Source organism: Nocardiopsis sp. NPDC006832 (genome assembly GCF_040635885.1).
Classification (GTDB): domain Bacteria; phylum Actinomycetota; class Actinomycetes; order Streptosporangiales; family Streptosporangiaceae; genus Nocardiopsis.
Genome location: NZ_JBEYLC010000010.1, coordinates 1 through 20,603, shown reverse-complemented (window position 1 = coordinate 20,603; position 20,603 = coordinate 1). Strand labels below are relative to the sequence as shown.

Below are 20,603 nucleotides of genomic sequence, written 5' to 3'. Positions count from 1 at the left end.
GAGCGACGCTCGCGTCCTCGGTTCAGCCCTTGAGCAGGGCCTCCACCTCATCGCGCGTGGCCATCGATGAGCTCGCTCCGTGCCGTCCCACGGAGATCGCGGCCGCGGTCGCGGCGAACTCCATCGCCTCTCGCGGAGAACGCCCCTCGGCCCGGGCCACCGCGAAGGACCCGCAGAAGGTGTCACCCGCGGCGGTGGTGTCCACCGCCTTCACCCGCCGCGCCGGGACCGCCACCGGCTCCTCACCGCGACGCCCGTACAGCGACCCGGCCGAACCCAGGGTCAGCAACACCTCCGGAACACGCTCCAGCAGCGCGGCCAGCGCGGCGACCGGTTCGTCGTGTCCGGTGATCGCCGCCGCCTCGTGCTGGTTGGGGACCAGCACGTCCACGTCGGCCAGGAGCTCGTCGGGGAGCTCACGCGCGGGCGCGGGGGTCAGGTAGACCGGCACACCCGTCTCACGACCCATCCGCGCCCCGGCCACCACGGCCTCCATGGGCAACTCCAACTGGAGCAGCAGCGCGTCGACGCCCTCCAGCAGCCCGCGGTCGGACTCCGGTACCCCGGAGACCTCACCGTTGGCACCGGGGACCACGATGATGCGGTTGCCGCCGTCCCCCTCCACCACGATGTGGGCGATGCCGGAGACGCCCGGCACGGTGCGCAGTCCCTTGACGTCGATCCCCTCCGCCTCCAGGTTGGCGCGCAACTCCGACCCGAAGGTGTCCTCACCGACGGCGCCGAGGAAGGCCACCCGAGCACCCGCCCGCGCCGCGGCCACGGCCTGGTTGGCGCCCTTGCCACCGGGAACCTGACGGAAGTCGGTCCCGGTGACGGTCTCGCCACCGCCCGGCATCCGTCCCACGTAGGCGACCAGGTCCATGTTGACGCTGCCGAAGACCGCCAGGCGGGGCACTCTGGAATTCACGTCGTCGCTCACTTCTTCTCCCGGTCGACGGGCCGACTGTCGGCCCCGTCCAACGCCACGATGACGGGCGCGTGGTCCGAGGCGCCCTTGCCCTTGCGTTCCTCGCGGTCGATGCTCGCGCCGGTCACCCGGGCCTTGAGCGCCGGCGAGGCGAGCACGAAGTCGATGCGCATGCCCCTGCGCTTGGGGAACGCCAGCCCCTTGTAGTCCCAGTAGGTGTACACGCCCGGGCCCGGCGTGTACTCGCGCACGACCTCCTCGAATCCGCCCTCGACCAGCCCGGTGAAGGCGGCGCGCTCGGGTTCGGTGACGTGGGTGAGCCCCTCGAAGGCGGCGATGTCCCACACGTCGTCGTCCTGGGGGGCGATGTTGAAGTCGCCCACGTAGGCGATCTGCGCCTGGGGGTCCTCGGCCAGGCGGGCGGTGCCGGCCTGACGCAGGGCCTCCAACCAGCGCAGCTTGTAGTCGTAGTGGGGGTGGCCGATCTCGCGCCCGTTGGGCACGTACAGGCTCCACACCTGGACGCCACTGCAGGTGGCGGCGATGGCGCGGGCCTCGCGTTCCTCGGGGTCGCCGAAGCCGGGCTGGCCGGGGAAGCCGATCCGGACGTCGTCGAGACCCACCCGCGAGGCGATCGCGACCCCGTTCCACTGGGAGAGGCCGTGATGGGCGACCTCGTAGCCGCGGTCGGTGAAGACCGACGCCGGGAACTGGTCATCGCGGGCCTTGGTCTCCTGGATGGCGACGACGTCGACGTCGCTGCGGTCCAACCAGTCACCGATCCGCTCGGCCCTGGCCCGGGCACTGTTCACATTCCATGTCGCGATACGCACAGCAGAAGGCTAAGTCATCCCGCCGACGTCCCGGCCCCGGGCAGGCCCCTGACATGAGGAAACCCCGGTGCGGCCGTCCTCCGCACCGGGGTCGTGCGACTCCCGGCACATGCTCGGTTGTTTTCCGTCGCGCTTCCTTGGACGGCCGAGTCTTCCCTACGGTTCGCATTGTGCGCAAGGTTTTTTCGTCGATCGGTCGGAAAGCCCTCCGAAACCGAGAAGACCTCGGATCGTCGGTGCCGGAGGTTAGGTTGGGTCGCATGGTCGAACCGCACCCCCGTCGCGACGCCGAGTTCTCCCCACCCCAGGCCCGCCGCATAGCCTTGGCCGCCCAGGGTTTCGCCGATCCACGTCCCAAGGGCGAACCCACCCTCGCCCACCTGGCACGGGTGCTGCGCCGGATCGGGATCCTACAGATCGACAGCGTGAACGTGCTCGCCCGCAGCCAGTACCTGCCGGTCTTCGCCCGCCTGGGCGCCTACGACCCCGCCCTGCTGGACCGGGCGACCACCACCGCCGTCGGGTCCGGCCCGGCCCGGCTGGTCGAGTGCTGGGCCCACGAGGCCAGTCTGGTGCCACCCGGAACCCACCGGCTCATGCGGCACCGGATGGAACGCAACCGCGCCCAGGAACGCGTCGGCTGGTTGAACGGCATCCGCGAGGAGAAGCCGCACCTGGTCAAGGCCGTCTACGAAGAGGTGGCCCGGGTCGGTCCGGCCACCGCCCGCGAGGTCGAGGGCTCACTGGCCCAGGACGCGCCTCGCACCAAGGAGCACTGGGGGTGGAACTGGTCCGAGGTCAAGAAGTGCCTGGAATACCTGTTCTGGATCGGCGACCTCACCACCAACGGACGCAACGTCCAGTTCGAACGCCGCTACGACCTGCCCGAACGCGTGCTGCCCTCCGCGGTGCACGGTCTCGCCCACCCCACCCCGCAGGAGGCGCACCGGGAGCTGGTGGCCATCGCCGCCCGGGCCCACGGCATCGCCACCGAACCCGATCTGCGCGACTACTTCCGGCTCAAGGGCGCCGAGACCCGCGCCGCCATCGGCGACCTGGTGGAGGCCGGTGAACTGGTCCCGGTGTCCGTACGCGGCCGGGAGCGCACCGCCTACCTGCACAAGGACGCCCGAATCCCCCGCAAGGTCGAGGCCCGTGCCCTGCTGAGCCCCTTCGACTCCCTGGTGTGGACACGCGACCGGGCCGAGGAGCTGTTCGGGTTCCGCTACCGACTGGAGATCTACGTGCCCGCCGCCAAGCGCGTGCACGGCTACTACGTGCTGCCGTTCCTGCTGGGAGAGGACCTGGTCGCCCGGGTCGACCTCAAGGCCGACCGCGCGTCGGGAACCCTCCTGGCCCGCCGGATCACCCTGGAGGAGGACGCCCCGGCCGACACCATGCCGGCGCTCATGGAACAGCTGGCCGAGATGGCCGACTGGCTCGGCCTGGACAACGGCGTGGGCGGCGAGGCGCTCCCCACCCCACGCCGGCCGGGACGCCCGACCTGAGGGGGCTCTTCGGACGCCGGTGTGAACCGCTCCAGAGCACGAACCGCACGATTTCCGTGCTCGTCCGCGTAGAGCTTGGTCATCGCGGACGTGTCGGCGAATACGCTCACTCGCGGCCTTCCGTCACCAGACCCTCCAAAGGGGTTCCCCCTCCAGCGGCACGGCGAGCCCTCTCGACGGCCTCCCGACTCGGCCGAGAGCGCGGGGTACCCGATTCATCCAGGAGGCCTGCCCGCGCGAGTTTGACTCGGACCGTCCGAGCCTCGTCATCCTCCAGGCCCGGGTCGGTGACCGCGCGCATCATCCGGGTGGGGTGCTCGCTCTGACTCATACCTGAATCGTGACCGCCTGCATGCCTGCTATCAAGCGGCTTCCTGGATCCGATACGAGAACGGGCCGCGCACCGTGGGTGCGCGGCCCGTTCGGGGGCGCGGGTCAGACGCGTTCGATGATGGTGACGTTGGCCTGGCCACCGCCCTCGCACATGGTCTGCAGGCCGTAGCGACCGCCGGTGCGGTGCAGTTCGTTGACCAGTTTGGTCATCAGGACCGAACCGGTGGCGCCCAGCGGGTGGCCCAGGGCGATGGCGCCACCGTTGGGGTTGACCTTGGCCGGGTCGGCGCCCAGTTCGTCGATCCACGACATCGGCACCGGCGCGAACGCCTCGTTGATCTCGGTGACGTCGATGTCGTCGATGCTCAGACCGGCCTTCTCCAAGGCGATCTTGGTCGCGGGGATGGGCGCGGTGAGCATGTAGACCGGGTCGTCGCCGATCAGCGACAGCTGGACGATGCGGGCGAGCGGGGTCAGGCCGTGCTGCTTCACCGCGCGTTCGGAGGCGATGAGCAGGGCGCCGGCGCCGACGGAGATCTGGCTGGCGATCGCGGCGGTGAGCTCCCAACCCTCGCGCAGCGGCTTGAGTCCGGCCATCTTCTCCATGGTGGTGTCGGGGCGCACGCCCTCGTCCTGGGAGACGCCGGCGATCGGCGCGATCTGGGAGTCGAAGTGGCCCGCCTCCAGAGCGGCGGCGGCGCGACGGTGGCTTTCCAGGGCGAACCGCTCCAGCTGCTCGCGCTTGTAGCCCCACTTCTCACACATGAGCTGGGCGCCGCGGAACTGGGAGATCTCCTGGGTCCCGTAACGCTCGATCCAGCCCTCGCCGTACAGCGAGATGCCGTTCTCGATGGCGTGCTGGACGTTGGAGCCCATCGGCACCATGCCCATGTTCTCCACACCGGACGCCACGACGAGGTCCTGGGTCCCGGACATGACGCCCTGGGCGGCGAAGTGGATGGACTGCTGGGAGGAGCCGCACTGGCGGTCGATGGTGACACCGGCGACGGTCTCGGGTAGTCCCGCGGAGAGCCACGCGGTGCGGGCCAGGTCCAGGGCCTGCGGTCCGGCCTGGCTGACCACGCCCATGATGACGTCCTCGACGGCGGAGGGGTCGACCCCGGTGCGCTCGATGAGTTCCTTGAGGACGTGCGCCCCCAGGTCCGCCGGGTGCACCGCGGCGAGCGCGCCCTTCTTGGTGCCGACGGGGGTACGAACTGCGCCGACGATGTATGCCTCGGCCACGGGGTCCTCCAAGGGGCTGGGATGTGACGTCCTATTGAACCGAACTGTATTCGGTTTCACCTCCCTGGCAAGCCCCCGCCCCCGACTTCCCGCCCTCGGCCCAGCTCAGCCGCGCTCTCGATCCGGGCCCCCGTCGGCGTCACCCAGGCGGCCCGCGTCGCGTTGATCGCCCAGGGTGTCCCCGGTGACCTTCTCCAGGACCTCGAACACGTCGGGATGCTCGTCCGGGTCGAAGTCCGAGAGCAGGGAGCGCAACGCGGTGCGCTGCGCCTCGTAGAGTCTGCGGACGGCGTCCTCACCGCGCCAGTTCAACTCCCACGGCTCGCTGTCGGAGACCAGGTAGCCGTTCTCCAAGAGTTCTTGGTGCACGTTCCTCCACCGGGACACCGCCAGGCCGGAGAACCGATGCAGTTGGTCCACCGAGAGCGGACCCTTGACGCCCAGGTGGCTGAGCGCCCAGCAGCCCTCGATGGACACGTCCAGACCGGCGGCCTCCCGCAACCTTCCGTACATCGTCTCGGCGCCCTCGGCCCCGGTGGCCTGGTAGATCTCGTGCTCGACCTGAGCGATCGTGGTCCGGCTCGGCGCCGCCACCGGGGAGAAGGTCTCGTCCAGGTCCGGGGTGGTGATGGTGGTGCGCAACGGGATCTGCTTCAGGAACACCGCCAGCACGAACCCGATGATCGCCACGGGAACGGCCGTCAGGAAGACGACGTCGATGGCGTCGGCGTAGGCCTCCAGGAAGCCCGCCTGTTCGCCGGGCGACAGTTGATCCAGCGCCCTGGGGTCGGACTCCAGATCCATGGGTTTCACCCCGGGCGGCAGACGGATCTCCTCCGCGCGCTCGGCCAGGTTCGAGGCGAGTTGTCCGGCGAAGACCGCGCCGAACACGGCCGTGCCGAACGAACCCCCGATCGACCGGAAGAAGGTGGCCGTCGACGTGGCCACGCCCAGGTCCTCGTAGGCCACGGCGTTCTGCACCACCACGACCACCACCTGCATCACCAGGCCCAGGCCGACGCCCAGGACGAAGAAGTACAGGCTCATCTCCAGCAGCGAACTGTCCGGCCCCATCCCCGACATCAGGAACAGGCCGGTCGCGGTGAGCGCCATTCCCGCGATCGGATAGGGCTTGTACCTTCCGGTGTGCGTCACCAGGCGACCGCTCGTGACGGAGGTGATCAGCATGCCCACGACCATCGGCAGCAGATGCAGACCGGACGCCGTCGGAGACAGTCCGTGCACGATCTGGAGGAACAACGGCAGGAACGCCATCGACCCCATCATCGCGAAGCCCACGCAGAAGCCGATGGCCATGGCCACCACGGCGGTGGAATCACGGAACAGACCCAGCGGTATGACCGGGTCGGTGGCCCGACGGGCGGTGAGCCACCAGCCCAGGCCGAGGACCACCGCGCCCGCCGACAAGCCGATGATCTGCCAGGACAGCCAGCCGTACACGCTCCCGCCCCAGGAGGCGACCAGGGTGAGGCACACGGCGGTGGCGGCGAGCAGGACGATGCCCGCGTAGTCGATGTTCTGCCGTCCGTAGGGCGAACGGCCGGGCAGGAAGCGCAGGACCGTCACGAACGCCAGCAGCCCCAGTGGGAGGTTCACGTAGAACACCCACCGCCACGACAGGTGGTCCACGAACAACCCGCCCAGGAGAGGGCCCGCGACACTGGATACGCCGAAGACCGCTCCGAAGAGCCCTTGGTACTTGCCGCGCTCGCGTGGTGAGACCACGTCGCCGATGAGGGCCGAGGCCAACACCATGAGACCGCCGCCACCGATCCCCTGGAAGCCGCGGGAGAGGATCAGTTGGAGCATGTTCTGGGCGATCCCGCACAGCATCGAGCCCACGAGGAACACGGCGATGCAGGTGAGGAACAGCTTCTTGCGGCCGAACTGGTCGCCGAGCTTGCCCCACAGCGGGGTGCTGGCGGTGACGGCCAGGAGGTAGGCGGTGATCACCCAGGACAGGTGGTTGAGCCCGCCCAGGTCGGCGACGATCGTCGGCAGCGCGGTCGACACGATCGTTTGGTCGAGCGCGGACAACAGGACCGTGAGCATCAGGGCGGTCATGATCAACGCGATCCGCGCACCTTGGTGCTCGCGCCGATCCTCCGCGCCCTGGTCGGCGCCGCCGCCACGGGCCATCGAATCGCCTCCCCGATCGTGGCAGGCGACGCTCACCGTCCGGCGCCCCCGCTGCGGCCACACTAGGAAGCCCCTTCCTCCTCGGGTCGGGGAACCGCCAGGGGGAACGGGAACTTTGCCCCCACTTGCCTCCCGACCTTCATAACCGAACGTGATTCGGTTACCGTGTGGGAACACAGTGATCCCCGACACCCTCGGAGCAGCACATGAAGCGGGAACTCTTCGACGCCGACCAGGAACTCTTCCGCGAATCGGTCGCGGAGTTCCTCAAGCGGGAGGTCCAGCCCTTCCACGGCCAGTGGGAGAAGGACGGCGTCGTCCCCCGTCAGGTGTGGGTCGGGGCGGGCCGGGTCGGGCTGCTCGGTCACGGCGTGCCCGAGGAGTACGGGGGTACCGGCGTCCACGACTACCGCTACAACCAGATCGTCAACGAGGAGATCTGCCGTGCCCACGCCACAGGCCTCGGCGTCACCCTCCAGAACGACGTCATGGCCCCCTACCTGGTGGGCCTGACCAACGACGAGCAGAAGAAGCGCTGGCTGCCGGGCTTCGCCTCCGGTGAGCTGATCACCGCCATCGCCATGACCGAGCCCGGGACCGGCAGCGACCTCCAAGGGATCAAGACCTCCGCGGTACGCGACGGCGACGAGTTCGTGCTCAACGGCGCCAAGACCTTCATCACCAACGGCATCAACGCCGACCTGGTGGTCGTGGTCGCCCAGACCGACCCCGAGGCGGGTGCGCAGGGCTTCTCCCTGATCTGCGTCGAACGCGATACGCCCGGCTTCGACCGTGGCCGCAACCTCGACAAGGTCGGCATGAAGGCGCAGGACACCGCCGAACTGTTCTTCGACGACGTGCGCGTGCCCGCGGCCAACCTCATCGGCACCGAGGGCCAGGGCTTCATCCACCTGATGCGGAACCTGCCGCAGGAGCGATTGTCCATCGCCACCTGCGCGGTGGCCTCGGCCGACTTCATGCTCCAGCACACCATCGAGTACTGCCGTGACCGCACCGCCTTCGGTCGACCTATCGGACGCTTCCAGAACACCCGTTTCGTCCTGGCCGAGTCGGCCACCGAGGTGGACCTGGGCCGCACCTACGTGGACCGGGCGGTCCAGCTGCTCAACCGGGGTGAGCTCACCGTCGAGGACGCCGCGAAGGCCAAGTGGTGGACCACCGAGATGTGCAACCGGGTCATGGACCGTTGCCTCCAGCTTCACGGTGGGTACGGGTACATGATGGAATACCCCGTGGCACGGGCTTGGCAGGACTCACGCGTCCAGACGATCTTCGGTGGCACCACCGAGATCATGAAGGAGATCGTGGGCCGGGGCCTGGGTCTGTAGGGCGTATTCCGTGGATGCTGCCCGTCGCGAGCGGCGCATCCAGTGGTGCCGGCACAAGGCCGAAGAAGGAGTGCCCCTACTGTGCACGGCCTCGCAAGCTCGGCAGTGTCGCACAGCGGGGGCCCGCCCGGGTTTGGCTGTCGACTGATGAGAACGCAGTGACGGTGCCGCTGGGGCGCCGCGCAGCAGGGTATGTATTCGCGGAACATGCCCTAAACCCCCGTTCGGAAGGGTCCCGGTCATGAGCGGAGCGTGGGACGGCCTCATCGTGATGGGGCTGTTGGTCATCCTGTTGGTCCTCGGCGTCCGCAAGCTCCGTCCGAAGGTCCACATTCCGTGGAAGACCGGTGCCATCGTCCTGGTCTTCATCTTCGTCTGCATGCTGCTGTGGGCCTGGTCCTGGCGCTAACCGACGTCGAACACACCAAGGGCCCGCCTCACGAGGCGGGCCCTTCGGCGTCCGGAGAATCGGCGAGGCACGAACGAACGATCCCATAGGCGGGTGGGGACCGGCCGCCCGAGCCTCGGCCTCGATGGTTCAGGCGTACGGGTCGAAGTCGATCCCGTCGGGAACGGCCTTGGCGAGCGAGTCACCGAACCGCTCGTCCTTGAGGTCGAGCTGCGCGGAGCCGTAGTCGGCCCTCACGAGGATGTCCCTGATCCCCTCGGGGTAGCCGTCCCAGCCCACCAGGTCCGGGTACTGCCAGACCCCGTAGTGGTTCTCGGGTGGGTCGTCGTGGTCGGCGGCGAACCGGAAGGCGTGGGTGGAGGCGCCGTCCTTGTGGTAGACGATCTTGGGGTGCGTGCCCTCCCAGAGGAGGTCCTCCGCCGCCCGGGTGTCGTAGTCTCCGTGCGCCGAGGCCGACACGTGGCGCGCCTCGTCGTCGAGGACCCACACCACGACGTGTTCCAGGTCGTGCCGGTGCCCACAGCATCCGGGCAGGACCTGGTCCTTTTCGAAGTAGAGGGCGTACATGTAGGCGCACCAACCACTGTCATCACACTTGGCGCGAGAATAAGAATTGGTGTTGTCCAGGTCGGACTGGTCGCGACAGTTTCCGTTCAGTGCCCCCGAGGTGTTCAACCCTTCGGCGACACTGCCATCGGGTCCGATCGCGGGCGTCGAATAACAACCGTCCGTGTCGTAGTCGAAGGCCGGTTGCCATTTCGCTTCGGCCTCGGAGGAATTCGCGGGCAGGGAGGTCGGGGGCTCGGCGAACGCCGGAGCCGCGAGGGCAAGCACGATCGCGAAGGCCCCGAGGAGGGACACACCACCCCTCTTGGCGAACACCCAGGGTCGCCGAAGGGGGCCGGCGATCCCATCGGGGCTTTCTCCCCCGAAATCACCGGTGGAACTCAGGACCAGTTTTCCCGCCCCGGACGACAATGCACACACCACCATTTCCGCAGCGGGATGTCCGTTTACCACTGGATAAAGTAACCATCCGACTACAGCAAGGCAAGGTGTTCTGACGGCCTTTTTTCAGCGACCCGGAACAGGTTTAACGGGGCACGTTACCCCACCTGGGAAAAGAGGGTGAATCATCGAATCGGCACTTCGAGATCCCCGTGGCCGATGGTGGTGGTCGCAGACCGGAAGGACCGGGTCGGTCGGGGCGGCGGTGTGCGGCGGTGACCCGCCCGGCACACCGCCGCACGCCGGCTCAGACGTCCTCGTCGACCTTCTCCGCCTCGTCGGCCGCCACGTCCTCGGCCTCTTCGGGGGCGTGCATCGGCATCTCGAACCACACGGCCTTGCCGTCCGGTGTGGGACGCGAACCCCACCGGCTGGCGAGCTGCTCCACCAGGTACAGGCCACGTCCGCCCTCGTCGTCGGCGGCGGCGCTGCGGATCCGGGGAAGTCGCAGGTCGTGGTCGAAGACCTCCACCCACACGGCGTTGGCGCCACGGCGCAACCGGAGCAGGAACTCCTTGTCGCCGGAGTCGTCGCTGGACTCGTCCTCCTCCGCGACGGCCTCCAAGAGGTCGCTCCAGTCCTCGTCGAACTCGTCGGGCGCTCCGCCGCCCTCCAGCGGGGTCTCCGAGTCCAGCACCCCGCCGCCGGTGAACTCACGGTGCACGGGGCGAGGGGTGGCGTGGATGACCACGTTGGTGACGATCTCCGAGACAAGGAGGCAGGCCAGTTCGGCCTGGTCCCGATCGACGCCCCACTCCTTGAAGGTGTCCGCGGCCAGGTGTCGGGCCTCGCCCACGGTGGAGGCCTCGGACGGGAACCAGCCCTCGCGCAGCGCCAACTCCTCGGAGTGCGTGCGCACGACCAACAGCGCGGTGTCGTCGTCCAGCTCGCCCGGCACGCTGTACACGGCCGCCTCGGCGATCTGTTCGACGTCCTTGTCCGCGACCTCGGCGACGCGTTCGGTCAGCTGCGCCAGGGCACGTTCGGGGTCGGACTTGCCGCCCACGGGTTTGCGATCCACCAGACCGTCGGTGTACATCACCAGGGTCGCGCCGGTGGGCAGGCGCAGGTCGGCCTGGTGGTAGACGATGTCCTCCCCCGACCCGCCCTTGGCGCGAACGCCGAGCATGCGGTCGGTGACCTCCAGGTCCAGGGTCTCCACGGTGTCGGAGTTGATGAGGAGGGGCGACGCGTGCCCGGCGTTGGCGTAGGACAACTCCCGGGACCAGGCGTCGTAGACCATGTACAGGCAACTGACGCTGGGGATCCAGACCCCGCCCTTGTCGTCGGGGGTGCCCAGCTGGCGCACCCACTCGTCCAGCTCGCGCAGGATGTCGGCGGGTTCGCGGTCGGCCTGGGCGAAGGCGCGCAGGGCGGCGCGCAGCTGGCCCATGACGGCGGCGGCGTGCGGGCCGCGGCCCTCCACGTCACCGATGACCAGGCCCACCCGTCCGGCGGACAGGGGGATGGCGTCGTAGAAGTCTCCGCCCACCTGGGTCTGCACCCCGTGGCCGTGCGCCTCCAGCGGACCGGCCGGCAGGTACTGCTTGGCGACCGTCAGCCCGTCCAGGGGAGGGAAGTCACCGGGCAACAGGCTGTTCTGGAAGGCCAGCGCCGTGGAGCGTTCCTGCTCGAACAGACGGGCGTTGTCGATGGCCAGGGCGACCCGGGAGGCGATGGCGCCGACCAGGTCGCGGTCGAAGCCGCCGTAGCTGCTCTTCTGTCGAGGGGAGAGGCCGGACAGGGCCAGGGTGAGCACGCCCAGCACCTCACCACGGGCACGGAGCGGCGCGGCGATCGCGGAGGTGACGCCGACCTGGCGGGAGACCCGGTCGGAGCGGTCGTTGGGCGAGTTCTCGTACAGGTAGTCGCTGCTGACCACGGTTTCGAGTCGACGCAGCGCCTGGGTGACGAAGTGGCGTTCGGGGTAGCGGACCTCGTCCCCGACGTCGAACCAGGTGCGGGGCGGGGGCGTCCAGCCCTCGGCGTGCACGGAGACCTGCCGGACCAACCGTTCGTGGTCGTAGAGGTCGATGAAGCAGTGGTCGGCGAACTGGGGGACGAGGATCCCGGCCACGCCCTTGACGGTGGAGTCGAACTCCAGGGAGCCGGCCAGGCGGCTGCCGATCCGTTCGAGCAGCCCGTACTGTTCCTCGACCCGACCACTGCGCAGGGCCTCGCGGGCGATGAGGGTTATGCCGTCGATCTCGCCCGAGTCGTCGCGCATGGGCACGGCCTGCGCTCGCACGTGGATCCAGGTGGAGTCGCCCTTGAGCACCGCGAAGGTGCCCTCCCACGGTTCGCCGCGAAGGACGCGGCGGGCCAGTTGGGAGGCGTGTTCGCGGTCGGACTCGTGGATGCCGATGTCCAGTAGGGACAGGCCGATGTGGTCACGACCGCCCATGAACCCGAACAGCTCGCGAGCGTAGGGGTTCCAGTACCGAAGGAGGCTGAACCGGTCGATGACGACGATGGCGATCTCGGCCTGATCCACGACCTCTGCCGTGGCGAGCGCGTCACTCTCCCGGAAGGGCTCACCCCACCGTGTCATCTAGCCGCCACCTCGCCGTCATGAGCTGCATACATGCCCGCTCCGGGTACCCCGAACGACCGCACCTTGGGGCGAGCGTAGCAACACCGTCAACGTTCCCGCAGCGCAATGAGACAATCCCGATGAACAACCAATCAACGTGTACGGACGTTTCACGGCTTGGCGACGAAGATGTGCCCGGCAACATCCGCGGGGAGGTCGCTGTGACCGTCCTCGCCGATGATCCGCACTCCGCCGTCCGAAGCCCGAAGGACCACTTCCTGTCCGGGTTGTACCCCGGATTCGCGCAAGGTGAGCATGATGTCGGCGTCCGGCTGGAGCTGTTCACTGATGCGACGCACGGTGACGGTGGTGTCCGTGTTCGAGGCCGCGTCCACCATCGGCACGATGGAGTCGTCGGTGAACGGTTCGGGGGCGTACCCCTCCAGGCCCAGCTCGTCGAGGCCGGGGATCGGGTTGCCGTGCGGGCACACCGAGGGGGCGTTGAGCAGCGTCACCAGGCGCTTCTCGACCTCCTCGGAGATGACGTGCTCCCAGCGACAGGCCTCGATGTGGACGTCCTCCCAGGGCAGCCCGATGACGTCGACCAGAAGGCGCTCGGCGAGCCGGTGCTTGCGCATGACGTGGGTGGCCAGCCTGCGCCCCTCCTCGGTCATCACCAGGTGACGGTCGTTCTCGACCCGCAGCAGTCCGTCGCGCTCCATACGGGCGACCGTCTGGCTCACCGTTGGTCCGCTCTGGTGCAGGCGCTCGGCGATACGCGCTCGAAGCGGGACGATGCCCTCTTCCTCGAGCTCGAAGACCGTACGGAGATACATCTCCGTGGTGTCGATCAGCCCGTGTGCGGTCAAGACTCCCCTCCCAAGGCTCTGTGCTCGTCGCGCGGTCACGACAAGCACGGCAGGTCTCTCTCAACACAGGCCGGGACCACGTGATTCCCTGGGGCCGGGTGGGACCGGGACGTCCGAGGTACCGCTGGAGCGACCACCGATGCACCAAGCATATCCTGGCGCGCCGAGCCTGATTTTCCCCTTCGTCTCACGATGCGGACACGAACGACCCGTGAGACTCATGTGACGCAAGGGACCGAGGTCACAGGTGTGCAGGCCATTCGGTTGAAAAATGAACTACTTAAGACCCCTGCCCACGTCCCGAATCGTGACTCGACGACTCCCGAACTCATGTACGAAGCGACCAACATCACCCCGTAGCGGCCCGGCCACCCGGTTCCCTTAGGGAGCGAGGCGGTCGATCGTCCATTCCCCGTCCGCGCCGAGCAGGTAGCGGAACCGGTCGTGCATGCGGTCCGGACCACCCTGCCAGAATTCCACCTCCTGCGGGATCAGCCGATACCCGCCCCAGTACTCGGGCCGCGGGATGGCCTCGTCCTCGCCCCACACCGAGTCGAACTCGTGGAACAGGTGATCCAACTCCTCGCGATCGGCGACCGGCCGCGATTGCCGTTCACTCGCCCAGGCGCCCAGCTGGGAGCCGCGTGGTCGGGACGCGAAGTAGCGGTCGTTCTCCTCGTCGTCGAGGCGTTCCACCACACCCGCGAACAGCACCTGGCGGCGGATCGCGTGCCAGGGGAACACCACCGACGCCCGCGGATCGGCGGCCAGGGCACGACCCTTGCGCGAGGTGTAGTTGGTGAAGAAGCGCAGTCCCGAGCCGTCATAGCCCTTCATGAGCACCGTGCGCGACCGGGGAAGGCCCGACGGTTCCACCGACGACAGCACCATGGCGTTGGGTTCGGCCAGACCCGCCTCGCAGGCCTGGTCGAACCACAGGTGGAACTGGGCCATCGGCGATTCCGCCAGATCCGATCGACGCAAGGGCTCACCCATGTACGGTTTCCGCAGCTCGGCGGGGTTCTGGTGGTCCACACCCGGCATGATCTCGCGTCGGGGCCGGGCGGCGCCGGCCGCCCCCCGCCTCCCGCGTGTCCACGGGTCCTCCCCCGCCGCCCGTCATCACCCCACGTCCACCGGCAGGCACTGCGGGCCCGGCTCGACGGTGGTGGAATTGCGCGTACCGCAGCGTTGGAGGACGTGCTGACGTTGCACGTCGCCGGTCTGGTCGGTGACCCTGGGGCCGACGAGCACCAGTTGGACCATGCGCCCGCCGAGCCAGTTGCCGTCGTTGTCGTTGTCGAAGTTGATGTACCCGGAGACCCCGGTTAGCCCTTCGAACTCCTCGACCTGGCCGTACAGTTCGTCCCGCTTCTCCTCGTAGTCGTCATCGGTGCGCAGAAAGGGCTGCTGGTCGAGACCGAGCCGCTGCCGCAACCCGTCGTTCGCCGGTTCCCCCTTGGTCGGTCCGGTGGGAGGCAGGGCGTCGGCGATAACCAGGAGGGCGTCGTTGCCGATGGCCGCGTGGGCAATGGAGGGCAACCAGTCCGCGGGCAGCAGATTCTTATCCCACAACTCCTTATCGGCGCAGTCCTGCTGGGACCCTCTCCCGTAGTGCTCGCACACGAGTCGACTCATAGCGGAGTAGAAGCCCTGGCCGCTACCGCTGAGACCTTCCTCTTCCTCTTCGGTTCCCCAGGGGCCGCTGGGTGCCAGCGGCGTGTAGAAGACCGGATGGGTTTCGGCAGAATCCTCGATGGTCTGCTCCTCGTCGGAGAGGTGCTTGGATATGTCGTCACCACCGAGGATGGTCACTTCACCGCTGCTGCACTTCGCTCCCTTGGAATGAATGAGTGCGTTGTAGAACCCGGAGAAGTCCTCCGAGCGACCGGCGTAGTAGATCAGGTCGGGCGGGTCATCCGAGCAGATTCCCCTCAGTTGTTCGCGGAGGGTCGTTTTGTCCTGGTAAAGCAGAACCCCCTGGCTGTCGTACTCGTCGGAGTCGAGGACCTCCGAGCTGCGCCAGGCCTCTCCATTTATCTCACCGTCTTTTGTCTCACTGCCCTTGACGAAGGCCTCCATGAACTCCTGCGCCAAGTGCCGACCGTACTGTTCGTGCTCATTATTTTTGGCGTCGGTCTCGGCGTCAGCGAGCGCCACGGCCGTCTTATGCTCGGGTAGGCCGTGTTCCGCCCCCTCGGGGTCGGTCCAAGAGACACCCTCTAAGGCCCATTGGGCGGCCTGCGCCGCGATGCGACTGTTGGACGGCGCCACCGGAAAGAAGAAGCGATTGTGCCCTCCGGCCCCGGAACGAGCGACGTCGTCGAAGGTGGCGGTGGTCCCCATCATCGTCAGGGACGCTTTGCCGACCTCCCTGATGGCCAAGCTGTTGTTGACCACGCTGTGCCCGAAGCCGATGGCGGCGATCGGTCGATCCATGGCGAGGCTCTCATCCTTCGCCATATCGACGATCTCCTTGGCCGTCTCCTTGGAGTACGTCCAGTCCTCCCCCACGTTGCCGAGGAGGATTTTGATGTTGGGCCGATCCTTTCCCCGTTCATCGTTTTGTAGTTCCTGCTGGTAGGCGAGACCAAGCAGTTCGCCCTGGACCCCTGCCAGCTCGGAGCCGTCGTTTTCGACCGGAGAGGAGTCCTCGGAGTCCTTGGTGTCCTTCTTGAAGGCCTTAACGTCCTCGACGTACTTAGCGTCCTTGGAATCCGCAGCGCTCAGTTCCCCGACATAGGCGATCGTCACGTAGGGCTTCCCCGAGTCGTCCACCGCGTCGTTCTGGTCCCCGATCAGCTCGGTGACCTCCCGCAGCCGTTCGTCGAATACGAAGTCGCCGAAGGTCACCCCATAGCATTCCTTCCGATCCTTGCCCTTGACCCTGGTAATGCCCTGGGGCACCCAGGACCCCTCATCGATACACGGATGGAGCGCCTGTGCTTGCTCCGGGATCAGGACCAGACCGGCCAGTACGAGGAAGCCGGTCACCGCGACCGCGCCCGTGCTCACCGCAGCGGCCTTGACGGGGCGGGTCATCACCCACGTGGGTTCGGTCCGCCAGCTCCTCTCCCGCGACTCCGGTGGCCGCCCGGCGACGTGCAGGGTAAGGGTGCGTCGGGCGCCGAGCGCGCCGGACAGGTGGCGTTCACGGTGCCAGCCACGGATCTCCTTGGGGACCGAGTCGGTCCCGTCGAACTCCGGCAGATTCTTGTACCTGGCGACGGCGATCTCACCGCCGATCAGCGGCTTCTCCCCGTCACGATCCCGGATCTGCACCAGCAGCAGGGGGTCGGGCAGAGCGCGCCGCAGCCGTTCGTCCTCGATCAATCGGATGAGGTAGCGGCCCACGCGGCCCAGGCCCCGCTGGTCGTAGACGAGGACGGGGCGGGAGGCACGGGCCCGCCCGCGACTTCGGTTCGCGCCGTAGACCTGGTGGAGGTCGTCGAGTAGCGCGTTCACCGCGATGCGATGGGTGCCGGGTGGGTGGGCCCCCTTCCGCGGATCGGCGCCGCCGATCCGCCCCTTGTTGCGTTGGGGGTGGTGGAGCTCGTTGAGCAGGTGCACACCGCGTGCGCGGTGCCGCCCGACCCTTCCCTGGCCCTCGGGCGCGGGTTCCTGTGCTTGCCGGGAGTCGTCCTCGACCGGGTCCATGACGTACCGGTGGTGGTTGAGCCACCGGTAGGGGCGCCACGGCAGGAAGAAGAAGAAAACGGTGAGCAGGTACACGACCGCCAGGAACACGCCGGTCAGCAGTGACACGATCTCACCGAGCTGCTGGGCGGCCAGACCCACGAAGGCGAAGGGGGTGGCGGTGACGACGAGCGAGACGATGAAGGCCAGCGGGGTGAGGATCTTCTCGTCCGCCAGCCCGAAGGTGGCCTTGCCCGAGATCCGTGTGACCCAACGTGAGGTGACGGCGGCGACCCGCGCGAGTCTGCGCCAGTGGACGAGCGCGGTGGCGCTGAAGATCTCGCCACGCGAGGGTGGTTCTTCCTCGCTCGAACCGTGTCCGGCCTGTTCGACGCGGTCCAGGAGGTCCGCCCGATACTGGATCGCGTAGTTCAGGCGAGCCTCGCGCAACCCGTTGATGACCGCGGTCTGCCCCTGGCTGGTGTTCTCCAGACGGCCGTGTTCGGGGGTCTTCTCGGATCGGTCACCGCTCGCCCTGCTCCTGATCTCGATGAGATCGCAGCGGCGCAGCCACAGCAGGGAGTTCAGACGCGGCAGACGTGGCGGAGGTGGAGGTCTGCGACCCCTCTTCGGTTTCGGTGGGGAGTCCTTCCAGGCGAACCCGTCGTTCACCAGGTGTTCGATGTAGTCGTAGAGCTCGTCGGTGGTGACGTCGGTGTCGGAGTCGAGTGCCTCGTAGCGCCCCCGGGGCAGGCCGCGCGGCACGGTGTCGGCCAGTTCGGGGCGGGCCTGGGGACCCAGGGGACGCGTTCCTTGATCCTTGAACCATTCACGCGGATCGTGGGCGGGGTCGGCCATTCGCGCCTTTCCCGGCTCCCTGGTCTCCTCCGGCTTCTCGGTGGACCGAGGTGGGAGAAGCCAAACGGGATCTACGGCGCACTGTTGGACGAGCATGCGCCGGACCTCGGCGTGATCGGTGGCGTCGTCCAGCACCAGGTCGAGCACGGGCGGGGGTTCGGCCAGATCGCCGCGTTGGACCTTGCCCTTGCCGGCGGGGCGCCGATGGGCGACGCGGGCCTCCATACGACGCAGCCTTCGATGCAGGCCCCATCGCGGACGTGACCTCAACGCCTCGAAGACCTGAAGGAAACCGGGCAGGTCACCGGCCCTCCGGGGCGTGCCATCCGATCGATCGCTGCCGTTCCGGTCCGTCACGAAGCGCCTCCCTTCCACCGTTCGTATCGCTCATCACCCCTGGGAAGCGCCCCATTAGACAACAAGGTGAACGGTTTTTCACCGGGCGAAGCGAAATCGTCGCTGTCCAATACCGGACACCGAACAATCGTGTGAAGGCACCTACCGACGTTCACGTGATTTCACGCGACCAATCGCCGCCCTGACCGGCGGCGTCACCGGGTCCACCACTACGCTGTGCGGTGTGACCGAGATTCAGATTCCCGCGAACCTGCTGCCCGCCGACGGTCGTTTCGGGAGCGGCCCGTCCAAAGTCCGAGCCGCGCAACTCGACGCCCTCGCCGCCTCCGGTTCCCATTACATGGGCACCTCCCACCGCAAGAAGCCGGTGAAGTCCCTCGTGGGTCGGGTCCGTGCCGGGGTGCGCGGCCTGTTCTCCCTGCCCGACGGCTACGAGGTGGTCCTGGGCAACGGCGGCACCACCGCCTTCTGGGACATCGCCGCGCACGGACTGCTGCGCTCCAAGTCGCAGCACCTGTCCTTCGGTGAGTTCTCGAGCAAGTTCGCCAAGGTCGCCCAGGGCGCTCCGTGGTTGGCGGAGCCCACGATCATCAGCACCGCCCCCGGCACCCACGGCGAGGCCGTCGCCGAGGCCGGCGTGGACGTGTACGCCCTCACCCACAACGAGACCTCGACCGGTGTGGCCGCGCCGATCAAGCGTGTGGCCGGCGCCGACGAGGACGCCCTCGTGCTCGTGGACGCCACCAGTGGCGCGGGTGGTCTGCCGGTGGACATCGCCGAGACCGACGTCTACTACTTCGCCCCACAGAAGAGCTTCGCCGCCGACGGTGGGCTGTGGATCGCGATCATGTCGCCCAAGGCCCTGGCCCGGGTCGAGGAGATCGCCGCGAGCGGACGCTACGTCCCCGAGTTCTTCTCCCTGCCCACCGCGATCTCCAACTCCGCCAAGGACCAGACCTACAACACCCCGGCCGTGGCCACCCTGCTGCTCCTGGCCGAGCAGCTGGAGTGGATGAACGAGCAGGGTGGGCTGAAGTGGACCGTGGCGCGCACCCACGAGTCCTCCTCGATCCTCTACAACTGGGCGGACCGCACCTCGGTCACCTCGCCCTTCGTGGCGGACCCGGCCCAGCGTTCCCAGGTGGTCGGCACCATCGACTTCTCCGAGGACGTCGACGCCGCCAGGATCGCCGAGGTGCTGCGCGCCAACGGCGTCGTGGACACCGAGCCCTACCGCAAGCTCGGCCGTAACCAGCTGCGTGTGGCGATGTTCCCGGCCGTGGAGCCCAGCGACGTCAACGCACTCACCGAGTGCATCGACCACGTGCTGACCAAGCTGTCCTGACCCGGTCCGACGACCTTGGAGAATGGAAGCCGACCCGCCGTGCGTGGGTCGGCCTCCTCCTCTTACTACCGCTCATCGTTTCTCAGGACGGTTCGACTGTGCGCAGGAACAAGCAAGAAATCCCCATCAAGATCATTTCGCACCGGGGAGCCTCGGGTCACCGGCCCGAGCACACCCTGGCCTCCTATGAGCTGGCGGCCAGGCACGGCGGCGACTTCATCGAGATGGACCTGGTCGCCACCAAGGACGGCCACCTGATCTGCCGGCACGAACAGGAGATCGGCGAGACCACGGACGTGGCCGGCCGTCCCGAGTTCGCCGATCGGAGGGTCACCCGGACCATCGACGGGCGCACGGTGGAGGGGTTCTTCGCCCAGGACTTCACCCTGGCCGAGATCAAGACCCTGCGCGCGATCGAGCGTATGGCGAAGGTGCGGCCGGACAACGCGGTGATGGACGGCACCTACGAGATCCCCACGCTCCAGGAGGTCATCGAGCTGGCCCTGACCCTCACCCAGGAGCTGGGTCGCCCGGTCGGGATCTACCCCGAGACCAAGCACCCCGCCCACCACGTCGAGCAGGGTCTGGACCTGGAGCCGAAGCTGATCGCGGCGCTGCGTGAGGCGGAGTTGGTCGGCGAGGAGCCCCGGGTCCCGGTGTTCCTCCAGTCCTTCGAGGCCGAGAGCCTGCGCAAGCTCGCCGAGACCGGGCTGCCGCTGGTGTACCTGATGGGCACCGAGGAGCACTGGCTGCACTACACGACGCCGGAGGGGTTGGCCGAGGTGGCGACGTTCGCGCACGCCATCGGACCGCACAAGAGCCTGGTCATCACCACCAACGAGGACGGTTCGCTGGGTCAGCCCACCACCCTGGTCGACGACGCCCACGAGGCCGGGCTGCTGGTGCACCCGTTCACTTTCCGCAGCGAGAACCACTTCCTGCCCACCGACCTGCGTTCGGACGGTGACCCCAAGGACTACGGGGGTTTCGCCGCCGAGTACGAGGCGTTCTTCGAGGTCGGCGTGGACGGCGTGTTCAGTGATTTCTCTCGGCACGCCTTCTTGTGTCGAGAGCACTTCCTGGACCCCCAGCCGACCGACTAGACCGTCCCGGCACCGGGCCCTGATCCCCCGTGGTCTTGTACTTGTGGTCGACTCCGGCGTCCCAGCACCAGGTTCATGCCCGGGCCGGCGAACATGACGATCAGCCGCTTCCACGGGGAACGCTGGTAG

15 protein-coding genes are annotated in these 20,603 nt (G+C 68.0%); 5 read left to right on the top strand and 10 right to left on the bottom strand.

The genetic code is table 11. The features are described 5' to 3' along the window. Nucleotides 1–22: 22 nt before the first annotated feature. Both ABZ717_RS07275 and ABZ717_RS07270 read right to left on the bottom strand, forming a co-directional pair. Entirely contained in the window at nucleotides 23–928 is a 906-nt protein-coding gene (locus tag ABZ717_RS07275; RefSeq protein ID WP_358506883.1) for a ribokinase, read from the bottom strand. Between the two features lie 8 nt (nucleotides 929–936). Next, nucleotides 937–1,761, bottom strand: a complete 825-nt coding sequence (locus ABZ717_RS07270) for an exodeoxyribonuclease III (RefSeq protein WP_358506881.1) — start codon at nucleotides 1,759–1,761, stop codon at nucleotides 937–939. Nucleotides 1,762–2,021: 260 nt separating this feature from the next. On the opposite strand from ABZ717_RS07270, the gene ABZ717_RS07265 reads away from it, so the two are divergent. Then, nucleotides 2,022–3,269, top strand: coding sequence for a crosslink repair DNA glycosylase YcaQ family protein (locus ABZ717_RS07265; protein ID WP_358506879.1), 1,248 nt, complete (start codon nucleotides 2,022–2,024; stop codon nucleotides 3,267–3,269). A gap of 106 nt (nucleotides 3,270–3,375) precedes the next feature. Here the strand turns inward: ABZ717_RS07265 and ABZ717_RS07260 are convergent, their stop codons facing one another. The 3 genes from ABZ717_RS07260 to ABZ717_RS07250 all read right to left on the bottom strand — a co-directional run bounded on the left by ABZ717_RS07260 (nucleotide 3,376) and on the right by ABZ717_RS07250 (nucleotide 7,007). Then, nucleotides 3,376–3,600, bottom strand: a complete 225-nt coding sequence (locus tag ABZ717_RS07260) for a hypothetical protein (protein ID WP_358506877.1) — start codon at nucleotides 3,598–3,600, stop codon at nucleotides 3,376–3,378. Between the two features lie 104 nt (nucleotides 3,601–3,704). After that, a complete protein-coding gene (locus ABZ717_RS07255; RefSeq protein WP_358506875.1) occupies nucleotides 3,705–4,847 on the bottom strand; it encodes an acetyl-CoA C-acetyltransferase in 1,143 nt (380 codons plus the stop codon). Nucleotides 4,848–4,952: 105 nt separating this feature from the next. Then, entirely contained in the window at nucleotides 4,953–7,007 is a 2,055-nt protein-coding gene (locus ABZ717_RS07250) for an MDR family MFS transporter (protein WP_358506873.1), read from the bottom strand. A gap of 206 nt (nucleotides 7,008–7,213) precedes the next feature. Here ABZ717_RS07250 and ABZ717_RS07245 point away from each other — a divergent pair, with 206 nt between their 5' ends. Further along, nucleotides 7,214–8,356 carry an acyl-CoA dehydrogenase family protein gene (locus tag ABZ717_RS07245; protein ID WP_358506872.1) on the top strand — a complete coding sequence of 381 codons (1,143 nt, stop codon included), beginning with the start codon at nucleotides 7,214–7,216 and terminating at the stop codon, nucleotides 8,354–8,356. Between the two features lie 241 nt (nucleotides 8,357–8,597). After that, a complete protein-coding gene (locus ABZ717_RS07240; protein WP_358506870.1) occupies nucleotides 8,598–8,765 on the top strand; it encodes a hypothetical protein in 168 nt (55 codons plus the stop codon). Between the two features lie 129 nt (nucleotides 8,766–8,894). Here the strand turns inward: ABZ717_RS07240 and ABZ717_RS07235 are convergent, their stop codons facing one another. The 5 genes from ABZ717_RS07235 to ABZ717_RS07215 all read right to left on the bottom strand — a co-directional run bounded on the left by ABZ717_RS07235 (nucleotide 8,895) and on the right by ABZ717_RS07215 (nucleotide 18,026). After that, nucleotides 8,895–9,626: an NPP1 family protein gene (locus ABZ717_RS07235; RefSeq protein WP_358506868.1), complete on the bottom strand. Its 732-nt coding sequence runs from the start codon at nucleotides 9,624–9,626 to the stop codon at nucleotides 8,895–8,897. Nucleotides 9,627–10,020: 394 nt separating this feature from the next. Then, a complete protein-coding gene (locus ABZ717_RS07230; protein ID WP_358506866.1) occupies nucleotides 10,021–12,324 on the bottom strand; it encodes a SpoIIE family protein phosphatase in 2,304 nt (767 codons plus the stop codon). 152 nt (nucleotides 12,325–12,476) lie between these two features. Next, the gene (locus tag ABZ717_RS07225; RefSeq protein ID WP_358506864.1) at nucleotides 12,477–13,175 is read right to left on the bottom strand and encodes an iron dependent repressor, metal binding and dimerization domain protein; all 699 of its coding nucleotides are present in this window, start codon (nucleotides 13,173–13,175) and stop codon (nucleotides 12,477–12,479) included. 381 nt (nucleotides 13,176–13,556) lie between these two features. Beyond that, complete coding sequence (gene pdxH, locus ABZ717_RS07220; RefSeq protein ID WP_358506862.1) at nucleotides 13,557–14,210, bottom strand: pyridoxamine 5'-phosphate oxidase; 654 nt, start codon at nucleotides 14,208–14,210, stop codon at nucleotides 13,557–13,559. 87 nt (nucleotides 14,211–14,297) lie between these two features. Continuing rightward, nucleotides 14,298–18,026 carry an ABC transporter substrate-binding protein gene (locus ABZ717_RS07215; protein WP_358506860.1) on the bottom strand — a complete coding sequence of 1,243 codons (3,729 nt, stop codon included), beginning with the start codon at nucleotides 18,024–18,026 and terminating at the stop codon, nucleotides 14,298–14,300. 223 nt (nucleotides 18,027–18,249) lie between these two features. Between ABZ717_RS07215 and serC the strand changes: the two genes are divergently transcribed. Together serC and ABZ717_RS07205 are read left to right on the top strand one after the other, a co-directional pair. Further along, nucleotides 18,250–19,371 carry a phosphoserine transaminase gene (gene serC / locus ABZ717_RS07210; protein ID WP_358506858.1) on the top strand — a complete coding sequence of 374 codons (1,122 nt, stop codon included), beginning with the start codon at nucleotides 18,250–18,252 and terminating at the stop codon, nucleotides 19,369–19,371. Nucleotides 19,372–19,469: 98 nt separating this feature from the next. Continuing rightward, a complete protein-coding gene (locus tag ABZ717_RS07205) occupies nucleotides 19,470–20,474 on the top strand; it encodes a glycerophosphodiester phosphodiesterase family protein (protein WP_358506856.1) in 1,005 nt (334 codons plus the stop codon). Nucleotides 20,475–20,603 lie beyond the last annotated feature (129 nt).